The following is a 20,523-nucleotide window of genomic DNA, read 5'->3' on the forward strand; positions in this document are numbered from 1 at the left end:
ATAAAAAAACCGGCTTGCGCCGGTTTTTTTTATGGGTGGCAAATCAGAACGAAGCGTTCTGCAGGCCGTCCAGGTAACGCTCGGTGTCCAGTGCCGCCATGCAACCGGCGCCGGCCGAGGTGATGGCCTGGCGGTAAACGTGGTCGGCCACGTCGCCGGCAGCAAAGATGCCCTCGACGCTGGTGGCGGTGGCATTGCCGTCACGGCCGCCCTGCACGACCAGGTAACCGTCCTTGAGGGTCAGCTGGCCTTCGAACAGCGAGGTATTCGGGGTGTGGCCGATGGCGATGAACACGCCGTCGACCTTCAGCTCGTCGAAGCTGCCGTCGTTGTTCTTCAGGCGGGCACCGGTCACGCCCATGTTGTCACCCAGGACTTCGTCCAGGTTGGCATTGAGCTTGAGGATGATCTTGCCTTCGGCCACCCGGGCGTTGAGCTTGTCGATCAGGATCTTCTCGGCGCGGAAGGTTTCGCGACGGTGGATCAGGGTCACGGTGCTGGCGATGTTGGCCAGGTACAGCGCTTCTTCAACAGCGGTGTTACCGCCACCGACCACTGCCACCGGCTTGTTGCGATAGAAGAAGCCGTCGCAGGTGGCACAGGCGGAAACACCCTTGCCCATGAACGCTTCTTCCGAAGGCAGGCCCAGGTAGCGAGCGCTGGCACCGGTGGCGATGATCAGGGCGTCGCAGGTGTAGGTCGCGCTGTCACCGGTCAGGGTGTAGGGCTTGGCTGCGAAGTCCACGGCATTGATGTGATCGAAGACGATTTCAGTCTCGAAACGCTCGGCGTGCTCGCGCATCCGCTCCATCAGGGCCGGGCCGGTCAGGCCGTGCACGTCACCGGGCCAGTTGTCGACTTCGGTAGTGGTGGTCAGCTGGCCACCGGCCTGCATGCCGGTGATCAGCAGCGGCTTCAGGTTGGCACGGGCGGCATAGACGGCGGCGCTGTAACCGGCAGGGCCGGAACCGAGAATAATCACACGCGAATGGCGTACTTCAGACATGACTCACTCCTATCGACCGGCCCGGCTAGCCTGGCGCGGAACGCCGGATTGCCGGCTGGAATAAAAAAGGACGGCGAAACCTTGGGGAAGGCTTGAACTCGTCCGTCCAAAAAATAATGGGTGAAGCGTATAGAGGGGGCGAAGATTAAGGAAATACGGTTTAACAATCCAGCTCATAGGCGGTCTCTATCCTCAGCAGGCCCCTTTGAAAGGGTCTTTGTTACCGTTGATGTCGACCTGTTCACGGTGCTTTCGCCCCCTGCGCAAAGCCGGTAAGGTCGGCGCGTTTTCCAACTGCTCGGAGCACTCTATGCCCGCCCCCGTACTGTCCGGCCCGCAATACCTGCGTGAGGGCCTGAAGCTGGTCCTCAGTCCCGGCCTGCGCCTGTTCGTGCTACTGCCCCTGGTGATCAACCTGGTGCTGTTCGTCGGATTGATCTATTTCGCCGGCCACCAGTTCAGCCTGTGGATCGACACCTTGATGCCGACCCTGCCGCAATGGCTGAGCTTTCTGAGCTACATCCTCTGGCCGCTGTTCATGGTGCTGGTGGTGTTGATGGTGTTTTTCACCTTCACCATGCTGGCCAACATCATCGCCGCCCCATTCAACGGCTTTCTATCGGAAAAAGTCGAAACTGTGGTCCGTGGCACCGATGATTTCCCGCCCTTCAGCTGGGGCGAACTGATCGCCATGATCCCCCGCACCCTGTCCCGGGAAATGCGCAAGCTCGGCTACTTCCTGCCCCGGGCCATCGGCCTGTTCATCCTGTCGCTGATCCCGGTGGTCAACCTGATCGCCGCGCCGCTGTGGCTGCTGTTCGGCGTCTGGATGATGGCCATACAATACATCGACTACCCGGCGGACAACCACAAGATGAGCTGGCAGGACATGCTCGCCTGGCTGCGCCAGAAGCGCTGGCAGAGCCTGGGCTTTGGCGGCATCGTCTACCTCGCGCTGATGATCCCGTTCGTCAATATCCTGATGATGCCGGCCGCCGTGGCCGGGGCGACGCTGTTCTGGGTCCGTGAGCGCGGGCTGGAGAAGCTGCCGGCCAAATAAGGCCGGAGCGTCATCAATCCATCATCCAGACGTCACAATGACGACATGGCCTCAGTCGACACTGAGGCCATGACGACAGCTCTGCACATCACCCTCATCACGGAAACCTTCCCACCGGAAATCAATGGCGTGGCCAATACCCTTGGCCGCTTGTGTGATGGCCTGCGTGCCCGTGGGCATCAGGTGGAGCTGGTACGTCCGCGCCAGGGCTGTGATCAGAGCCGCCCCAGCGACGAGGCCCTGCTGCTGTGCCGCGGCTGGCCGCTACCGGGCTACCCGGGGCTGCAATGGGGCCAGTCGTCGATGCACAAACTGCTGCGGCGCTGGAAACGCCAACGCCCGGACGTGCTCTACATCGCCACCGAGGGGCCGCTGGGGCTGTCTGCGCTGCGGGCCGCCAAGCGCCTGGGAATCTCCGTGGTCAGCGGCTTTCACACCAACTTCCAGCAGTACTCCAGCCAATATGGCCTGGGTTTGCTGACCCGCCTGCTGACCCACTATCTGCGCTGGTTCCACAACCGCTCGCAACTGACCCTGGTACCCAGCGCCAGCCAGCACCTGGAGCTGGAGCGCCGGCATTTCGAACGCCTGGCCCTGCTGTCCCGGGGCGTCGACAGCCAGCTGTTCCACCCGGCCAAGCGGCTCGATACGCTGCGGGCCGACTGGGGCCTGGGCGCCGATGACCTGGCGGTGATCCACGTTGGGCGCCTGGCGCAGGAGAAGAACCTGGGCCTGCTCAAGCGCTGCTTCGAACGCCTGCAGGCGACTTATCCACAGCGCAGGATGAAGCTGATCGTGGTGGGTGACGGCCCGCAACGTGGGGCTCTGGAAAAAAGCCTGCCCGAGGCCCTGTTCTGTGGCAGCCAGCGGGGCGAAGCCCTGGCCGCCCACTACGCCTGCGGGGATCTGTTCCTGTTTCCCAGCCTCACCGAAACCTTCGGCAACGTGGTGCTGGAGGCTCTGGCCTCGGGGCTCGCGGTGGTGGCCTACGATCAGGCTGCCGCAGCCCAGCATATCCGCCATGGCTACAACGGCGTGCTGGCCATGCCCGGCGACGAAAGCGCCTTCTGCGACGCTGCCAGCTGGCTGCTGGAAGAACCGGAAACCTTGCGCCGGGTACGCCTCAACGCCCGCCAGCATGCCAGCCGCCAGGGCTGGGCCGCGGTTATCGAGCAGTTTGAAGATCGCCTGCGCAGTGCCTGCGAGCACGGGCCGGCCGAGGATTACGAAGGGCTTATCGAAGCGACGGTCAAACCCCGCAGCGCCGTGGAGACACTCGGCACGGCAAGGGGGCTGCCCCCCTCGCCGCCCGGAGCCGGCAGTTAAACCAGGGTCGTCAGCGCGTCACGGCTGAACGGCAGGATGTCCTGCTCGCGACCTTCACGGACTTTCTGCGCCCAATCCGGATCCACCAGCAGTGCACGGCCCACGGCCACCAGATCGAACTCGTCGTTGTTCAGACGCTGCAGCAGGTTTTCCAGGCTGGCCGGCTGCGCCACCTTGTCGGTGTTGACCATGAACTGCAGGAACTCGCCGTCCAGGCCGACGCTGCCCACGGTGATGGTGGGCTTGCCGGTGAGTTTGCGAGTCCAGCCCGCCAGGTTGAGGTCGGAACCTTCGAACTCAGGCTCCCAGAAGCGGCGGGTCGAGCAGTGGAAGATATCCACACCGGCATCCGCCAGCGGCTTGAGGAAGGCCTCCAGAGCTTCCGGGGTCTGCACCAGGCGCGCGCTGTAGTCCTGTTGCTTCCACTGGGAAAAACGCAGGATGATCGGGAAATCCGGACCGACGGCAGCCCGTACGGCCTGGATCAGCTCAATGGCGAAGCGCGAGCGCTGGGCCAGGTCGCCACCGTATTCATCGGTACGCTGGTTGGTGCCTTCCCAGAAGAACTGGTCCACCAGGTAACCATGGGCGCCATGGATCTCCACGCCGTCCATGCCGATGCTCTGGGCATCCTTGGCGGCCTGGGCGAAGGCTGCGATCACCTCCTGGATGTCCTGGTGGGTCATGCCGTGCACCAGCACCTTGCCGTCCTTGAGCTTCTCGGTCGGGCCGTAGCCGGGCACGCTGGCGTCCGGCTCGGTGCCCAGGCGCCGCACATTCCCCACATGCCAGAGTTGCGGGACGATCTTGCCGCCTTCGGCGTGGACCGCATCCACCACCTTCTTCCAGCCGGCCAGGGCCGCCTCGCCATGGAACTGCGGCACATTGGGGTAACCATTGGCAGCCTGGTGACCCACCGTGGCGCCCTCGGTAATGATCAGGCCGACACCCGCAGCAGCGCGGCGGCGGTAATACTCGATGACCTTGGAGTTGGGCACGCCACCGGGGGAAAACGACCGGGTCATTGGTGCCATCACCACGCGGGTCGGCAGTTCCAGCGCGCCGAGTTGAAAGGGTTTGAACAAGGCTTGAACAGGCATGCTGCGCTCCGAGAAAAAGGCTTGAGTCGATATTCGACGCACAAGACTGCGCCGGGTACCGGCCCCGGCGCACTTATGATGAGGATAATATTCCCCCCTCAATGCGCTGCACAGCATTATTGATTTGAGTGATTTAGATGCAAAAACGCCGCATTGAAGCGGCGTTAAACAAGGGCCCGGCGCGGGTTCAGCTCAAGGCTTTTTCAATCGCCTGGATCACTGTCGGATCATCGGGAGCGGTACGCGGCGAGAAACGCGCCAGTACCCGACCGTCCTTGCCCAATAGGAATTTCTCGAAGTTCCAGGTGATGTCCCCGGGAAACTCGGCGCCTTCGCCCGCCAGCAGGCGGTACAGCTGATGGCGCTCGGGACCGTTCACGTCCAGTTTGCTGCTCAAGGGAAAGGTCACCCCGTAGTTGAGGCTGCAAAATTCCTGGATCTCCTGCTCGGTGCCCGGTTCCTGCCCGGCGAACTGGTTGCAAGGCAACCCCAGCACGCTGAATCCCTGGGCCTTGTATTGCTGGTAGAGATTCTCCAGCGCCGCATATTGTGGTGTCAGACCACATTTGGAGGCGACGTTGACCACCAGCACGACGTGCCCCTTGAAGGGCGCGAGCGGCAGCTCCTGACCATCCAGGGCTTTCAATTTAAGGTCGTGAAAAGCACTCATGACGAACTCCAAATTCCTGTGTTCTTACAGAAAACAGCCTCTCGACAGTACAGCCAAAAGCCGCGGACTAAAAAGGCGCCCTCGGGCGCCTCTCCAGTAAGCTTGAGCTTAGCGCAGAAAATCAGTGGTGATGGCCACCTTCGCCATGGACGTGACCATGAGCGATTTCTTCCTGGCTGGCGTCACGGATGGCAACGATCTTGACCTGGAAATTCAGGCGCTGACCGGCCAGCGGGTGGTTGCCGTCGACGGTAACGTCGTCGCCGTCCAGGTCACGGATGGTCACGATCTGCATCTGGCCGTCCGGAGCGGAAGCGTGGAACTGCATGCCCACTTCCAGTTCGTCGACGCCTTCGAACATGCTGCGGCTCAGGGTGCTGACCAATTCGGCAGCGTATTCGCCGTAGGCATCTTCAGGTTCTACGGAGACTTTCAGTTCGTCACCAACTTGCTTGCCTTCCAGGGCCTTTTCCAGACCAGGAATGATGTTACCTGCGCCTTGCAGGTAAACCAGCGGGGCGCCGCCGGCAGAGCTGTCGATGACCTCACCAGCGTCGTTGGTGAGGGTATAGTCGATGGAGACAGCCTTATTGGCGGCGATCAGCATGGGGCGGGACCTTTTGCATAAGAATGAAGAACGTCCAAGTTTAGCGAAGCAATCGCTCGAAAGCGAACGGAACCCGGACCAACGGAACGTGAAAAATCACTCGACAATCTGCGGTTTTCATCAGGATGAAGAAGGCCATTGGGTGGCTGAACTGTCCTGCGGGCATACCCAGCACCTGCGCCACCAACCGCCCTGGCAGTCCCGGGCCTGGGTCCTGGAGCCGCAGTTGCGAGCCAAAAAAATAGGCCAGCGCTTTGCCTGCGGCTGGTGTGCTCAAGCCCCGGATAACGATAACCTTAGCGCCTGACTTCAGGCAGACGGCCAAAGACCGGCGCCTTTGCCATGCACCTTCTGAGAATTCGCATGCAAACTTTTTTCATCGCGCCCACCGATTTTGGAGTGGGTCTGACCTCCATCAGCCTCGGGCTGGTGCGTACGCTGGAACGGGCTGGCCTCAAGGTCGGCTTCTTCAAACCCATAGCCCAACCTCACCCCGGTGACACCGGCCCCGAGCGTTCCACCGAACTGGTGGCGCGCACCCATGGCCTGAAACCGCCACAACCCCTGGGCCTGGCCCATGTAGAGCGGATGCTCGGCGACGGCCAGCTGGATGAGTTGCTGGAAGAAATCATCACCCTCTACCAGCAGGCAGCCATCGGCAAGGATGTATTGATCGTCGAAGGCATGGTGCCGACCCGCAGTGCCAGCTACGCCGCCCGGGTCAACCTGCACCTGGCAAAAAGCCTGGATGCCGAGGTGATCCTGGTATCCGCCCCGGAAAACGAAGTGCTCACCGAGCTGTCCGGACGGGTCGAGTTGCAAGCGCAGCTGTTCGGCGGCCCGCGGGACCCGAAAGTGCTGGGGGTGATCCTCAACAAGGTGCGCACCGACGAAAGCATGGAGGCGTTTTCCGCGCGCTTGAAGGAACATTCGCCCTTGCTGCGCAGCGGCGACTTCCGCCTGCTGGGGTGCATCCCCTTCCAGCCGGAGCTCAATGCCCCGCGTACCCGGGACGTGGCCGACCTAATGGGCGCCCAGGTGCTCAACGCCGGCGACTACGAAAGCCGGCGCATGACCAAGATCATCATTTGCGCCCGCACCATGCGCAACACCGTGGAACTGCTCAAGCCCGGCGTGCTGGTGGTGACCCCGGGCGACCGTGACGACATCATCCTCGCCGTGAGCCTGGCGGCCATCAACGGTGTGCCCCTGGCCGGCCTGCTGCTGACCAGCGACACCCTGCCCGACCCGCGGATCATGGAGCTCTGCCGGGGCGCCCTGAACGCCGGCCTGCCAGTGCTTTCGGTGAGCACCGGATCCTACGACACCGCCAACCAGCTCAATGGCCTGAACAAGGAAATTCCCATCGATGACCGCGAGCGCGCGGAAATCATCACCGACTTCGTCGCCAGTCACCTGGACGCCAACTGGCTGCACCAGCGCTGCGGCACCCCACGGGAAATGCGCCTGTCACCTGCGGTGTTCCGCTACCAGTTGATCCAGCGCGCCCAGCAGGCCAACAAGCGTATCGTCCTGCCCGAAGGCAGCGAGCCGCTGACCGTGCAGGCCGCCGCCATCTGCCAGGCCCGGGGCATCGCCCGCTGCGTGCTGCTGGCCAAGCCCGAGGACGTGCACGCGGTGGCCCGGGCCCAGGGCATCGAACTGCCCGAAGGCCTGGAGATTCTCGACCCGGACCTGATTCGCCAACGCTATGTGGAGCCCATGGTGGCCCTGCGCAAGAGCAAGAGCCTCAACGCTCCCATGGCCGAGCAGCAGCTGGAAGATCCGGTGGTGATCGGCACGGTGATGCTGGCCCTGGATGAAGTCGATGGCCTGGTTTCCGGGGTCATCCACTCCACTGCCAACACCATCCGCCCGGCCCTGCAGTTGATCAAGACCGCGCCGGGCTGCAGCCTGGTGTCCTCGGTATTCTTCATGCTGTTCCCCGAGGAAGTGCTGGTGTATGGCGACTGCGTGATGAACCCGCACCCCAGCGCCAGCGAGCTGGCGGAAATCGCCCTGCAGAGCGCCGACTCGGCAGCCGCCTTCGGTATCACCCCGCGCGTGGCGATGATCAGCTACTCCAGCGGCGACTCGGCCAGCGGCGAGGAAGTGGAGAAAGTTCGCGAGGCCACCCTGCTGGCTCACGAAGCCCAGCGTTCGCTGCTGATCGACGGGCCGTTGCAATACGACGCCGCGGCCAACGAAAACGTCGCCCGGCAACTGGCCCCCAACAGCCAGGTCGCGGGCAAGGCCACGGTCTTCGTGTTCCCTGACCTCAACACCGGCAACACCACCCACAAGGCGGTGCAACGCAGCGCCGATTGCGTGAGCCTGGGGCCGATGCTGCAAGGCCTGCGCAAACCGGTGAACGACCTGCCCCGGGGCGCCCAGGTGGACGACATCGTCTACACCATCGCCCTTACCGCGATTCAAGCCGCCAACCGACCTATGGATGTCTAAATGCTGGAATTCCTACCTGCCGTGGTACGCGGAGTCATCGCCTCGCTCCTGTTGGCGCTGAACACCATCCTGCTGTGCTCGTTCCTGTTCTGCGTGGCGTTGGTCAAGGCCCTGCCCTTCGCTCTCACCCAGCGCTTGAGCCTGTGGCTGATGAACCACACCCACGAAGCCTGGATCAGCAACAACAAGGCCTGGATGCAGTTGGTATGCCGTACCCGTTGGCACGTACAGGGCCTGGAAGGCCTGGATTACCAGCACTCCTACCTGGTCACCAGCAACCACCAGAGCTGGGTCGACATCATGGTCCTGCAGTACGTGCTCAACCGGCGTATCCGCCCCCTGAAGTTCTTCCTCAAGCAGGAGCTGATCTGGGTGCCGGTGATTGGTCTGGCCTGGTGGGCCCTGGGCTTTCCGTTCATGAAGCGCTACTCCAAGGCGTACCTGGAGAAGCACCCGGAAAAGAAAGGCAAGGACCTGGAAACCACGCGCAAGACCTGTGCGAAGTTTCGCAACAACCCGGTGGGCATCTTCAACTTCGTCGAGGGCACGCGCTTTACCGACGCCAAGCACGCCCAGCAGCAATCGCCGTTCCGCTACCTGCTCAAGCCCAAGGCCGGCGGCATCGCCTTTGTCCTGGATGCCATGGGCGAGCAACTGCAGTCGATCATCGATGTGACCATCCACTACCCGGCGGGCCGCCCCGGTTTCTGGGACCTGCTGTGCGGCAGGGTCAAGGATGTGGTGGTGCGTTTCGAAGAGGTGCAGATCCCGGCGCAGTTCCTTGGCAAGAACTACGAGCAGGACACGGCCTATCGCCAGGAATTCCAGGGCTGGATCAACCAGCAGTGGCTGGACAAGGATGCGCTGCTCGAAACGCTGCATCGGGAGTATCCGGCAAGACCCTGAGGGCCTTTTCGCTGGCAAGCCAGCTCCTGCGGTCCTGCACCCTACTTACCGGCGAACGCTATCTGAAGCGCACAAAAAAGCCCGCAGCCGATCACTCGGCTGCGGGCTTTTTGCTATGGCTTAGATCGCGCCCCGGCTGCGCAACAGGTCCAGCACCTGCTTGACGCTTTCTTCCAGCGACAGCGACTGGGTGTCGATCACCAGATCGGCATTGAGCGGCACGTCATAGGGGAAGGACTCGCCCGGGATGTTATCCCCGCCGGCCGCGTACAGGCCCTGCGGATCACGCTCGGCGCACACCGCAGGAGATGCCTGGACGTAGACCGTCAGCAGACGCTCCTTGCCGATCAGGTCCTTGGCCTGCTCGCGCCCTTCGGCACTCGGTGCCACGAACGCCGCCAGGGTCAGCAGCCCGGCTTCGTTGAACTGACGGGCCACATGGGCCGCGCGCCGCCAGTTCTCGGTACGCCCGGCACGGTCCTGGGGCAGGCCCTTGTTCAGGTCATGCCGCAGGTTCTGGCCATCGAGCACATACACCGCGCGCCCCATGTCGAACAGCTTGCGCTCGACCGCGTAGGCCAGGGTGCTCTTGCCCGCACCCGACAGGCCGCTGAACAGCACGGTAGCCGGTTGCTGGCCGAAACGCTGGGCACGCTCTTCGGTGGCTACATGAGCCAGCTTGCCGTGTTGGGTGACGCTGCCATGGGCCACCGGCTGGGCGATGATCATGCCGGCGCCGACGGTGCCGTTGGTCAAGCGGTCGATGACGATGAAAGCACCGGTGGTGCGATTGCTTTCGTAACCATCCAGGGCAATCGGCGCGTCGAGGCTGATCTTGACCTTGCCGATCTCGTTCAGTTGCAGCGCGCTGGCCGCGCCCTCTTCCAGGGTGTTCACATCGACCTTGTGATGGATGCTGGCAATCGAGCCCGGCACATAGCTGGTGGCGCGCTTGATGTCGTACTTCTTGCCCGGCAGCATCGGCTCTTCGGCCATCCATACCAGCATGGCTTCGAAGCTGTCGGTGACCGGCGGCACGTTGTCGGCATGCACCAGCAGGTCGCCGCGGGAGATATCGATTTCATCTTCCATGGTCAGGGTCACGGCCTGACCCGGGCCGGCCTGCTCCAGTTCACCTTCGAAGGTGACGATGGACTTGACCCGGCTGCTCTTGCCAGACGGCAATACGACGATCTCGTCGCCCTTGTGCACGATGCCGCTGGCCAGGGTGCCGGCAAAACCACGGAAGTTCAGGTTCGGACGGTTGACATACTGCACCGGGAAACGCAGGTCGGTGAAGTTGCGGTCGCCGGCCACTTCCACGGTCTCGAGGATTTCCATCAGCGACTGGCCGGTGTACCAGGGCGAGCGCTCGCTCTTGTTCACCACGTTGTCGCCCTTGAGCGCCGACATCGGCACGAAGTGCAGGCTGGTGGGCTGCAGCTTCAGGCCCTTGGCGAACTTCAGGTAGTCGGCCTTGATCGATTCGAACACGCCCTCATCGAAGTCCTTGAGGTCCATCTTGTTGATGGCCACGACGATGTGCTTGATGCCCAGCAGGGAGGCGATGAAGCTGTGGCGACGGGTCTGGGTCTGCACGCCGTAGCGGGCGTCCACCAGGATGATCGCCAGGTCACAGGTGGATGCACCGGTGGCCATGTTGCGGGTGTACTGCTCATGGCCGGGGGTGTCGGCGATGATGAACTTGCGCTTGGCGGTGGAGAAATAGCGGTAGGCGACATCGATGGTGATGCCCTGCTCACGCTCGGCCTGCAGGCCGTCGACCAGCAACGCCAGGTCGATGTCGTCACCGGTGGTGCCGACCTTCTTCGAGTCCCGGGTGATGGCTTCCAGATGGTCTTCGTAGATCATCTTCGAGTCGTGCAGCAGGCGCCCGATCAGGGTGCTCTTGCCGTCGTCGACGTTACCGCAGGTCAAAAAGCGCAGCAGCTCCTTGCGTTCGTGCTGGCCCAGGTACGCGAGGATGTCCTCGCTGATCAAATCAGATTGATGCGACATGACAGCCCCTTAGAAATAACCTTGACGTTTCTTGTCTTCCATTGAGCCGGCGCCATCGTGGTCGATGACCCGGCCCTGGCGCTCGGAAGTTCGCGTCAGGAGCATTTCCTGGATGATGTCCGTCAGGCTCTCGGCCTCGGACTCCACCGCGCCCGTCAACGGGTAGCAGCCAAGGGTACGGAAACGTACTTTCTTTTTGACGATGCGGGCTTTCTCTTCATCGGACAGATGCTCGAGGATGCGCTCGTCATCGATCATGATCAGGGTGCCGTTCTTCTCGATCACTTCACGCTCGGCGGCGAAGTACAGCGGCACGATCGGGATGCCTTCGAGGTAGATGTACTGCCAGATGTCCAGCTCGGTCCAGTTGGACAGCGGGAACACACGGATCGACTCGCCCTTGTTGACCTTGCCGTTGTAGACGTTCCACAGCTCGGGGCGCTGGTTCTTCGGGTCCCAGCGGTGCTTGCTGTCGCGGAACGAGTAGACGCGCTCCTTGGCGCGGGACTTCTCTTCATCGCGGCGGGCACCGCCGAACGCGGCGTCGAAACCATGTTTGTCCAGAGCCTGCTTGAGGCCCTCGGTCTTCATGATGTCGGTGTGCTTGGCACTGCCGTGGGTGAAAGGGTTGATGCCCTGGGCCACGCCATCCGGGTTGACGTGGGTGATCAGGTCCAGGCCCAGCTCTTCGACCATGCGGTCGCGGAACTTGTACATTTCCTGGAATTTCCACTGGGTATCGACGTGCATCACCGGGAACGGCAGCTTGCCGGGGAAGAACGCCTTGCGAGCCAGATGCAACATCACGGCGGAGTCTTTACCGATGGAGTACAGCATCACCGGGTTGTCGAACTCGGCGGCCACCTCGCGGATGATGTGGATGCTTTCCGCCTCCAGCTGTTTCAGATGCGTCAGTTTGTCGACCATGGCTACTCACGAAAGCTTTCTTATGGACGGCCATCGGGCCGTGTTCGAGCGGGGCATGCTAGCACAGCGACCTGCTTCTAATCAGGGAGCCAACTAGAACGAAACGGTATATGAATATACCGCTCCGTTAGGCCCCAAGCGCCACTCTGCGGGAGCTGGCTTGCCAGCACAGGCGCTTTCGGGCGCACCTTCGGGCTGACCGGCAAGCCGGCTCCTGCCGGGGGTCAGATGGGGTTGGGGCAATCGATGAACAGGTGCTCCAGGGCAAAGCGCCGGGCCAGGTAGTCACCCAGGGCCTGGACGCCATAACGCTCGGTGGCGTGATGGCCGGCGGCAATGAAGCTGATGTCGTTTTCCCGGGCACTGTGGAAGGTCTGCTCCGAGGCTTCGCCACTGAGGTACAGGTCGACGCCGGCCTGCACCGCCTGGTCGATGTAGCCCTGGCCGCCACCGGTGCACCAGCCGACCCGACGGATCATCTCGCGGCCTTCGATCAGCAGCGGCTCTCGCCCCATTGCCTCTTGCACCCGGCGGGCAAAGTCCCGCGCGGTCATCGGCTCGCCGAGGGAACCCACCAGGCCGACGACCTTGGGGTTTTCCGGGTCCAGCGGGCCTTCCACGGTGATGTCCAGCTGACGGGCCAGTTGCACGTTGTTGCCCACTTCCGGGTGCAGGTCCAGGGGCAGGTGATAGGCCAGCAGGCTGATGTCGTGCTTGAGCAGGGTTTTCAGCCTACGCTGCTTCATGCCGGTGATGCAGGGGTTCTCGCCCTTCCAGAAGTAGCCGTGATGCACCAGCACCAGGTCGGCCTTGGCCTCCACCGCAGCGTCCAGCAACGCCTGGCTGGCGGTCACGCCACTGACGATGCGCATCACCTGCGGGCGCCCTTCGACCTGCAGGCCATTGGGGCAGTAGTCGGCAATACGTGAACTGCCCAGGTAGCGGTCCGCTTCTTCCACCAGTGTGCTCAGGGCAACGGCCATAAAAGACTCCTAAATATCCCGTTCAGAGGCACGCGCGGCCTCGTATAATGCGCGACATTATGGGCCGTGCGCAGCCCTTCGTAACCACCCAGGACTTGCTCAATGCTCAAGGCTCTGCGTTTTTTTGGCTGGCCGCTACTGGCCGGCGTGCTTATCGCGTTGTTGATTATCCAGCGCTACCCGCAATGGGTGGGCCTGCCCAGCCTGGACGTCAACCTGCAGCAAGCGCCGCAAACCGCCCGCACTCGACTGGGGCCGGTGTCCTACGCCGATGCCGTAGTGATCGCAGCGCCCGCAGTGGTCAACCTGTATACCGCCAAGGTCGTCAACAAGGTTGTCTATCCACCGTTCGAAGACCCGAAACTGCGGCGCTTCTTCGGCGACAACCTGCCCAAGCAGCAGCGCATGGAATCGAGCCTGGGCTCGGGGGTGATCATGAGCCCCGAAGGCTACCTGCTCACCAACAACCATGTGACCTCCGGTGCCGAGCAGATCGTGGTGGCCCTCAAGGACGGCCGCGAGACCCTGGCCCGGGTAATCGGCAGCGATCCGGAAACCGACCTGGCGGTGCTCAAGATCGACTTGAAGAACCTGCCTTCGATCACCGTCGGCCGTTCGGAAAACGTCCGCGTCGGCGACGTCGCGCTGGCCATCGGCAACCCGTTCGGGGTCGGCCAGACCGTGACCATGGGCATCATCAGTGCCACCGGGCGCAACCAGCTGGGCCTGAACAACTACGAAGACTTCATCCAGACCGACGCCGCGATCAACCCGGGCAACTCCGGTGGCGCCCTGGTGGACGCCAACGGCAACCTGACCGGGATCAACACTGCGATCTTCTCCAGGTCCGGCGGCTCCCAGGGCATCGGTTTTGCGATCCCGATCAAGCTGGCCATGGAAGTGATGAAGTCGATCATCGAGCACGGCCAGGTCATCCGCGGCTGGCTGGGGATCGAAGTGCAACCCTTGACCCAGGAGCTGGCAGAGTCCTTCGGCCTGGCCGGGCGCCCGGGAATCGTGGTGGCGGGGATCTTCCGCGACGGCCCGGCGCAGAAAGCCGGGATGCAACTGGGTGACGTGATCCTCAGTATCGATGGCGAACCTGCCGGCGACGGCCGGCGTTCGATGAACCAGGTGGCGCGGATCAAACCGACGGACAAAGTCTCGATCCTGGTCATGCGCAACGGCAAGGAACTCAAGCTGACGGCAGAAATCGGCCTGCGACCACCGCCCGCGCCCGTCAAAGAAGAAGAGTGAAGCTGGGCCCGGCCATGCCGGCCTAACAGCATACATTCTCATTAGTCATGTTATATTGTTTCAATATCGCTATTGGAACAGCCCCATGACGTCCCGAAGAATCCTCCCCTTGGCAGGCCTGACCCTGGGCCTGCTGGCAGATCCGCTGCTGGCCAAAGAACCTGAGCCGCTGGAACTTGAAACCACCCGTATCAGCACTGAATACGAATCCGCCACGGGCCCGGTCAAGGGCTACCGGGCCACACGCTCGGCCAGCGCGACGAAGACCGATACGGCGATCCGCGACATTCCCCAATCCATCAGCGTGATCCCCGCCAGCGTGCTCAAGGACCTGGGCAGCAACAACGTCGAACGCGCCCTGGAGTTTGCCGGCGGGGTTTCCAAGCAGAACAACTTCGGCGGGCTGACCCTGTATGAATACAGCGTGCGCGGCTTCACCACCTCGGAGTTCTACAAGGACGGCTTCAGCGCCAACCGCGGCTACCCCAGCACCCCGGACGCCGCCACTGTCGAGCGCATCGAAGTGCTCAAGGGGCCGGCCGCCAGCCTCTACGGCCGTGGCGACCCCGGCGGCACGGTGAATATCGTCACCAAGAAACCTCAGCCCGAAACCTTCGCGACCTTGCAGACCAGCGCTGGCAGCTGGGACCGCTACCGCACCGCCCTGGACCTCAACACCCCGCTGGATGCCCAGGGCAACCTGCTGTCCCGGGTCAACCTGGCCGTGGAGGACAACCACAGCTTTCGCGACCACGTGGACAGCCGCCGGGTGTTCGTCGCGCCCTCCTTCAGCTGGCAGTTGAACCCGGACACCAGCCTGCTGCTGGAAAGCGAATGGGTGCGCCACAGCTCGACCTTCGACCGCGGCATCGTGGCCCCGAACAATCGCTGGAGCGGCGTCTCCCGCTCGACCTTCCTCGGCGAACCCGATGACGGCAACATCGACAACCATAACAACATGCTCCAGGCCACCCTGGAACACCACCTCAATGACAGCTGGAAACTGCGTCTGGCCAGCCACTACAAGGAGGGCAAGCTCTGGGGCTTCGCCTCCGAAACCCGACCGCTGAACGCCGACCGGCACACGGTCAACCGGCGCTACCGCGAGCGGGACAACAACTGGCATGACAGCATCACCCAGCTGGAACTGCGCGGCCTGTTCGACCTCGGCAGTTGGCAGCATGAACTGCTGATCGGCAGCGAATACGAGAACTACCGCAAGAACGAGCGGGTCACCAGCATTGCCGGCGGCGCCTATGCCATCGATATCTACGACCCGATCTACGGTCAGGCCAAGCCCAACGGCAAACGCTCTGGCACGGACTTTTTCGAGCATGTCGAAAGCCAGGCCCTCAACCTGCAGGACCAGATCATCTTCACTGACCGCCTGCGAGGCATGGTCGGCGCCCGCTTTGAACACTTCGAGCAAAAGATCGACGACCACACCACCGGCAAGCGCAGCCGCCAGAACCACGATGCCCTGACCCAGCGCGCCGGCCTGCTCTACCAACTGACCCCGCAGGTGGGGCTGTTCGCCAACGCCTCCACCTCGTTCAAGCCCAACAATGGGCTGGATGCGGGCGGCAAGACCTTCAAGCCCGAAGAAGGCGTCGGCTATGAAGTGGGGATCAAGAGCGAGCTGTTCGACGAGCGCTTGAGCGCCACCCTCGCCGCCTTCCATATCGACAAGGAAAACGTCCTGGCCCTGGACCCCGGCACCGACTCCAGCCGCGCCATGGGCAAGGCCCGCAGCCAGGGCTTCGACCTGCAGTTCAGCGGCCAGTTGACCGACGCGGTGCGCGTGATAGGCGCCTATGCGCTGATTGATGCGCAAGTCACCAAGGGCGACCCGGCAATCCCCGCCGGCAGCCGCATTCTCGGCGTGGCCAGGCACAGCGCCAGCCTGCTGGGGGTCTATGAATTCCAGGACGGCCGGCTCAAGGGCTCGGACATCGGCGCAGCCATGACCTATGTCGGCGACCGCTCGGGCGAGGCCGGAGGCCGCTTCGAGCTGCCCGCCTACCGCACCCTGGACCTGCTGGCCCACTACAAGGCCAGCGACAACCTGACCCTGGGCCTGAACCTGAACAACCTGTTCGACGAGAAGTACTACGAACGCTCCTACAGCAACTACTGGGTCAATCCCGGCGAACCGCGCAATTTCACCCTCAGCCTCACACTCAACCTGTAGAAGAGAGCCGCCATGCACAGCCTCAAATCCATCGCCCTGCTGGGCCTGCTCGCCACACTGGGCGCCACCCAGGCCTCGGCCCACGGCCTGTGGACCGAACAACGACGCGGCAATGTCGAAGTGATCTACGGCCACGGCGCCGAAGACGACGCCTTCAAGGCCAAGAAAATCAGCGGTGCCTGGGCCTATGACGGCGCGGCCAGAATGATTCCGGTGACCGTGCAACGCCTGGCGGACCACGCACGCCTGCAACCGCTCAAACCGCCGGCGGTACTGGCCGTGGCACTGGACAACGGCCCCTGGTCGCAAACCGCGGACAAGCGCTGGGTCAACCAGGGTCGCAGCAAGGTCCCGGGGGCCATCGCCTCGACTCACACCTACAAGTACAGCCTGGCGATCTATCAACCGGGAGCGAAGCTGCCCAAGCTGGAACAGCTCAAGCTGGTGATCCTGCCGGAAGTCGACCCGCTGACCGTCGGCCCGGGCAAGAACCTGCCGGTGCGGGTGCTGCTGGATGGGCAGCCCGTGGCCGGGGTGAAGTTGATTGGCGATTACCGCAATGCACCGAGCACCCTGAGCACCGAGACCGATGCCCAGGGACGCGCCCAAGTGCTGGTGAGGAACGAAGGCTTGAACGTGATTGCCGCAGAGCTGGAGGTAGCGCTCAAGGACAACCCGGATGTGGCCTCACGCGGCCTGTTCAGCTCCCTGACCTTCCTCGGCGAGCCGCACCACGAATAAAGGTACGGCCACCTCGGAAGCCAGGCGCCTGGACTACAGCTCGCCCAGGCCGTCGATCAGCGCCTGGTTCTGTTCCTGTGTGCCGATGCTGATCCGCAGGAACTGAGCGATCCGCTGCTGCTTGAAGTGGCGCACTATCACCCCTTGCTCGCGCAGCTTGGCCGCCAGGCCGGCTGCGTCGTGCCGCGGGTGGCGGGCAAAGATGAAGTTGGCCGCCGACGGCAGCACTTCGAAGCCCTTGGCCTGTAACTGCGCCACCACCCATTCGCGACTGTCTATCACCTGCTGACAGGTCTTGGCGAAGTACTCGCGGTCCTCGAAGGCCGCCGCCGCTCCGACGATCGCCAGGCGATCCAGCGGGTAGGAGTTGAAGCTGTTCTTGACCCGCTCCAGAGCCTCGATCAGATCCGGGTGCCCTACCGCCAGGCCCACTCGCAAGCCGGCCAGGGAGCGCGACTTGGACAGGGTCTGGGTCACCAGCAGGTTCGGGTAGCGATCCACCAGGCTGATGGCGGTCTGGCCGCCGAAGTCGATGTAGGCCTCATCCACCACCACCACGGAGTCCGGGCTGGCCTTGAGGATCTGCTCCACCGCATCCAGGGCCAACAGGCAGCCGGTGGGCGCATTCGGGTTGGGGAAGATGATCCCGCCGTTGGGCCTGGCGTAGTCGGCCACGCGGATCTGGAAATGCTCGTCCAGCGGCACCGCTTCGTGCTCGATGCCGTACAGGCCGCAATACACCGGGTAGAAGCTGTAGCTGATGTCCGGGAACAGCAGCGGTTTTTCCTGCTGCAGCAGGCCATGGAAAATGTGCGCCAGGACTTCGTCGGAACCGTTGCCGAGGAACACCTGGTTACCCTGCACCCCGTAGTAACTGGCCACCGCCTGCTTGAGCAGGTCACTGTTGGGGTCCGGATACAGGCGCAGGTTATCGTTGAGTTCGGCCTGCATCGCCGCCAGGGCCCTGGGCGACGGGCCATAGGGGTTTTCATTGGTGTTGAGCTTGACCAGCTTGGTCAGCTTGGGTTGTTCGCCCGGCACGTAGGGCACCAGGTTCTTGACGAACGGACTCCAGAATTTGCTCATGTTCATTGCCCCTGATCTTGGTCGTCGACGATGCGGTATTCGGCACTGCGGGCGTGGGCGGTCAGCGACTCGCCACGGGCCAGCACCGAGGCGGTGCGGCCCAGTTCAGAGGCACCCTGCTCGGAGCAGAAGATGATCGACGAACGTTTCTGGAAGTCATACACCCCCAGCGGCGACGAGAAACGCGCGGTGCCGGAAGTCGGCAGCACGTGGTTCGGCCCGGCGCAGTAATCCCCCAGCGCTTCGCTGGTGTGGCGGCCCATGAAGATCGCCCCGGCGTGGCGGATCTGCGGCAGCCAGGCTTGCGGGTCGGCCACGGACAGCTCCAGGTGCTCGGGGGCAATGCGGTTGGCCACTTCAATGGCTTGCTGCATGTCGCGGACCTTGATCAGGGCTCCACGGCCATTGATCGAGGTGTTGATGATTTCCGCGCGCTCCATGGTTGGCAGCAGCTTGGCGATGCTCGCCGCGACTTTATCCAGGAACTCGGCATCCGGGCTGACCAGGATCGCCTGGGCGTCTTCGTCGTGCTCGGCCTGGGAGAACAGGTCCATGGCGATCCAGTCCGGGTCGGTCTGGCCGTCGCAGACCACCAGGATTTCCGACGGGCCGGCGATCATGTCGATGCCGACCTGGCCGAACACATGGCGCTTGGCGGTGGCCACATAGATGTTGCCCGGGCCGACAACCTTGTCCACCTGGGGCACGCTTTCGGTGCCGTAGGCCAGCGCGGCCACGGCCTGGGCGCCGCCGATGGTGAACACCCGATCGACCCCGGCGATGCAGGCGGCAGCCAGTACCAGTTCGTTGACCTCGCCACGCGGGGTCGGCACCACCATCACCACCTCGGTAACGCCCGCCACCTTGGCCGGAATCGCGTTCATCAGCACCGACGACGGGTAGGACGCCTTGCCCCCCGGTACGTACAGCCCGGCGCGGTCCAGCGGCGTGACCTTCTGGCCCAGCACCGTGCCGTCGGCCTCGGTGTAGGTCCAGGAGTCCTGTTTCTGCTTCTCGTGGTAGCTGCGCACCCGCGCCGCGGCCTTTTCCAGGGCTTCGCGCTGGGCCACGGTGATCCGGGTCAGCGCCAGTTCCAGGCGCTCGCGCGGCAGGATCAGGTCTGCCATGGAAGCTACTTGCAAGCCGTCGAAACGCTGGGTGAACTCCACCAGCGCCGCATCGCCGCGCTCGCGCACGGCCTTGATGATGTCCAGCACCCGCTGATTGACCGAATCGTCAGAGACACTTTCCCAGCTCAGCAGATGATCCAGATGACGGGCGAAATCCGGGTCGGCAGCGTTGAGTCGGCGAATTGCAGTCGGAGCGGTCATAGCGAAGGCCTCAATGATTGGCGAATGCACAAAAGGGCAAGCTTGGATTTGCAAAGCTCAGGCGCCGCAAGACTACCAAGCCATCCGCGTGGGCACCTGAGCATTCTGGCTATGACGCGGATAGATGGGCGCGGCTCAAGGCCACGCATGTGAATCAGCCGCGGTGTCGCGATTCCACTGCCTTGCGCAGGGTGTCGATCAACGCCTGGATACGGGCGTGCTGCATCTTCATCGATGCCTTGTTGACCACCAGGCGGGAGCTGATGGTCGCAATCAGTTCCTGGGGTTCCAGGCCGTTGGCCCGCAGGGTGTTGCCGGTGTCGACCACGTCAATGATCTTGTCGGCCAGGCCGATCAGCGGCGCCAGCTCCATGGAACCGTAGAGCTTGATGATGTCCACCTGACGACCCTGCTCGGCGTAGTAGCGCTTGGCTACGTTGACGAACTTGGTGGCCACGCGCAGGCGGCCCTTGGGTTCTGCGGCGCCAATGGCACCGGCAGTCATCAGCTTGCACTGGGCAATCTGCAGGTCCAGTGGCTCATACAGGCCTTGGCCGGTGTATTCCATCAGGACGTCCTTGCCGGCCACCCCGAGGTCGGCAGCGCCATGCTCGACATAGGTCGGCACGTCAGTGGCACGCACGATCAACAGGCGGACATCGTCCTGGGTCGTGGGGATGATCAGTTTGCGGCTCTTGTCCGGATTCTCGGTTGGCACGATGCCCGCTTCAGCCAGAAGCGGCAGCGTGTCGTCGAGGATACGGCCCTTGGACAGTGCGATGGTCAACATGAGTAACGTAAGTCCTTATGCGGCGACTGATGCCCGGACGCAAACGGCGCCAGACATGCG

General features: G+C 63.1%; 18 protein-coding genes. 8 read left to right on the forward strand and 10 right to left on the reverse strand.

What is annotated here, in order from left to right; all coding sequences use genetic code 11:
• Window positions 1–43: 43 nt before the first annotated feature.
• Window positions 44–1,006, reverse strand: coding sequence for a thioredoxin-disulfide reductase (gene trxB / locus M2395_RS16895; RefSeq protein WP_011059299.1), 963 nt, complete (start codon window positions 1,004–1,006; stop codon window positions 44–46).
• A gap of 310 nt (window positions 1,007–1,316) precedes the next feature.
• Between trxB and cysZ the strand changes: the two genes are divergently transcribed.
• Both cysZ and M2395_RS16905 read left to right on the forward strand, forming a co-directional pair.
• Window positions 1,317–2,066: a sulfate transporter CysZ gene (gene cysZ / locus M2395_RS16900; protein WP_123430077.1), complete on the forward strand. Its 750-nt coding sequence runs from the start codon at window positions 1,317–1,319 to the stop codon at window positions 2,064–2,066.
• A gap of 45 nt (window positions 2,067–2,111) precedes the next feature.
• Window positions 2,112–3,392: a glycosyltransferase family 1 protein gene (locus M2395_RS16905; RefSeq protein WP_053156387.1), complete on the forward strand. Its 1,281-nt coding sequence runs from the start codon at window positions 2,112–2,114 to the stop codon at window positions 3,390–3,392.
• On the opposite strand, the gene M2395_RS16910 is transcribed toward M2395_RS16905, so the two are convergent.
• The 3 genes from M2395_RS16910 to M2395_RS16920 all read right to left on the reverse strand — a co-directional run bounded on the left by M2395_RS16910 (window position 3,389) and on the right by M2395_RS16920 (window position 5,769).
• Entirely contained in the window at window positions 3,389–4,492 is a 1,104-nt protein-coding gene (locus M2395_RS16910) for an NADH:flavin oxidoreductase (protein ID WP_123430076.1), read from the reverse strand. The genes M2395_RS16905 and M2395_RS16910 overlap by 4 nt on opposite strands.
• Before the next feature lie 187 nt (window positions 4,493–4,679).
• A complete protein-coding gene (locus M2395_RS16915; protein ID WP_015634175.1) occupies window positions 4,680–5,162 on the reverse strand; it encodes a glutathione peroxidase in 483 nt (160 codons plus the stop codon).
• Window positions 5,163–5,283: 121 nt separating this feature from the next.
• Window positions 5,284–5,769, reverse strand: a complete 486-nt coding sequence (locus tag M2395_RS16920; protein WP_011059294.1) for a peptidylprolyl isomerase — start codon at window positions 5,767–5,769, stop codon at window positions 5,284–5,286.
• On the opposite strand from M2395_RS16920, the gene M2395_RS16925 reads away from it, so the two are divergent.
• From M2395_RS16925 to M2395_RS16935, 3 genes are read left to right on the forward strand one after another with little or no spacing between them, the layout of a single operon-like run.
• Window positions 5,738–6,076: a DUF3565 domain-containing protein gene (locus M2395_RS16925; RefSeq protein WP_011059293.1), complete on the forward strand. Its 339-nt coding sequence runs from the start codon at window positions 5,738–5,740 to the stop codon at window positions 6,074–6,076. The genes M2395_RS16920 and M2395_RS16925 overlap by 32 nt on opposite strands.
• Window positions 6,077–6,132: 56 nt before the next feature.
• Window positions 6,133–8,232: a phosphate acetyltransferase gene (gene pta / locus M2395_RS16930; protein ID WP_019096051.1), complete on the forward strand. Its 2,100-nt coding sequence runs from the start codon at window positions 6,133–6,135 to the stop codon at window positions 8,230–8,232.
• Complete coding sequence (locus tag M2395_RS16935; protein WP_011059291.1) at window positions 8,233–9,138, forward strand: acyltransferase; 906 nt, start codon at window positions 8,233–8,235, stop codon at window positions 9,136–9,138.
• A 120-nt stretch (window positions 9,139–9,258) separates the two neighbouring features.
• Here M2395_RS16935 and cysN read toward each other — a convergent pair whose 3' ends face one another.
• From cysN to M2395_RS16950, 3 genes are all read right to left on the reverse strand, one after another.
• Window positions 9,259–11,157 (reverse strand): sulfate adenylyltransferase subunit CysN, encoded by a 1,899-nt coding sequence (gene cysN / locus M2395_RS16940; RefSeq protein ID WP_011059290.1) that lies wholly within the window; start codon window positions 11,155–11,157, stop codon window positions 9,259–9,261.
• Between the two features lie 9 nt (window positions 11,158–11,166).
• A complete protein-coding gene (gene cysD / locus M2395_RS16945) occupies window positions 11,167–12,084 on the reverse strand; it encodes a sulfate adenylyltransferase subunit CysD (protein ID WP_011059289.1) in 918 nt (305 codons plus the stop codon).
• Window positions 12,085–12,308: 224 nt separating this feature from the next.
• A complete protein-coding gene (locus M2395_RS16950; RefSeq protein WP_123430075.1) occupies window positions 12,309–13,067 on the reverse strand; it encodes a Nif3-like dinuclear metal center hexameric protein in 759 nt (252 codons plus the stop codon).
• Between the two features lie 102 nt (window positions 13,068–13,169).
• Between M2395_RS16950 and algW the strand changes: the two genes are divergently transcribed.
• The 3 genes from algW to M2395_RS16965 all read left to right on the forward strand — a co-directional run bounded on the left by algW (window position 13,170) and on the right by M2395_RS16965 (window position 17,256).
• The gene (gene algW / locus M2395_RS16955) at window positions 13,170–14,324 is read left to right on the forward strand and encodes a Do family serine endopeptidase AlgW (RefSeq protein ID WP_123430074.1); all 1,155 of its coding nucleotides are present in this window, start codon (window positions 13,170–13,172) and stop codon (window positions 14,322–14,324) included.
• 85 nt (window positions 14,325–14,409) lie between these two features.
• Complete coding sequence (locus M2395_RS16960) at window positions 14,410–16,515, forward strand: TonB-dependent siderophore receptor (RefSeq protein WP_041115983.1); 2,106 nt, start codon at window positions 14,410–14,412, stop codon at window positions 16,513–16,515.
• Window positions 16,516–16,527: 12 nt separating this feature from the next.
• The gene (locus tag M2395_RS16965; RefSeq protein ID WP_041115982.1) at window positions 16,528–17,256 is read left to right on the forward strand and encodes a DUF4198 domain-containing protein; all 729 of its coding nucleotides are present in this window, start codon (window positions 16,528–16,530) and stop codon (window positions 17,254–17,256) included.
• 33 nt (window positions 17,257–17,289) lie between these two features.
• Here the strand turns inward: M2395_RS16965 and hisC are convergent, their stop codons facing one another.
• The 3 genes from hisC to hisG form a co-directional block, all read right to left on the reverse strand.
• Entirely contained in the window at window positions 17,290–18,342 is a 1,053-nt protein-coding gene (hisC, locus tag M2395_RS16970; RefSeq protein ID WP_123430413.1) for a histidinol-phosphate transaminase, read from the reverse strand.
• 2 nt (window positions 18,343–18,344) lie between these two features.
• Window positions 18,345–19,673, reverse strand: a complete 1,329-nt coding sequence (gene hisD / locus M2395_RS16975; protein WP_011059283.1) for a histidinol dehydrogenase — start codon at window positions 19,671–19,673, stop codon at window positions 18,345–18,347.
• Window positions 19,674–19,827: 154 nt separating this feature from the next.
• A complete protein-coding gene (gene hisG / locus M2395_RS16980) occupies window positions 19,828–20,463 on the reverse strand; it encodes an ATP phosphoribosyltransferase (RefSeq protein WP_011059282.1) in 636 nt (211 codons plus the stop codon).
• Between the last annotated feature and the right edge of the window lie 60 nt (window positions 20,464–20,523).

The sequence above is a fragment of the Pseudomonas sp. BIGb0176 genome (genome assembly GCF_024810175.1).
Lineage (GTDB): Bacteria > Pseudomonadota > Gammaproteobacteria > Pseudomonadales > Pseudomonadaceae > Aquipseudomonas > Aquipseudomonas protegens.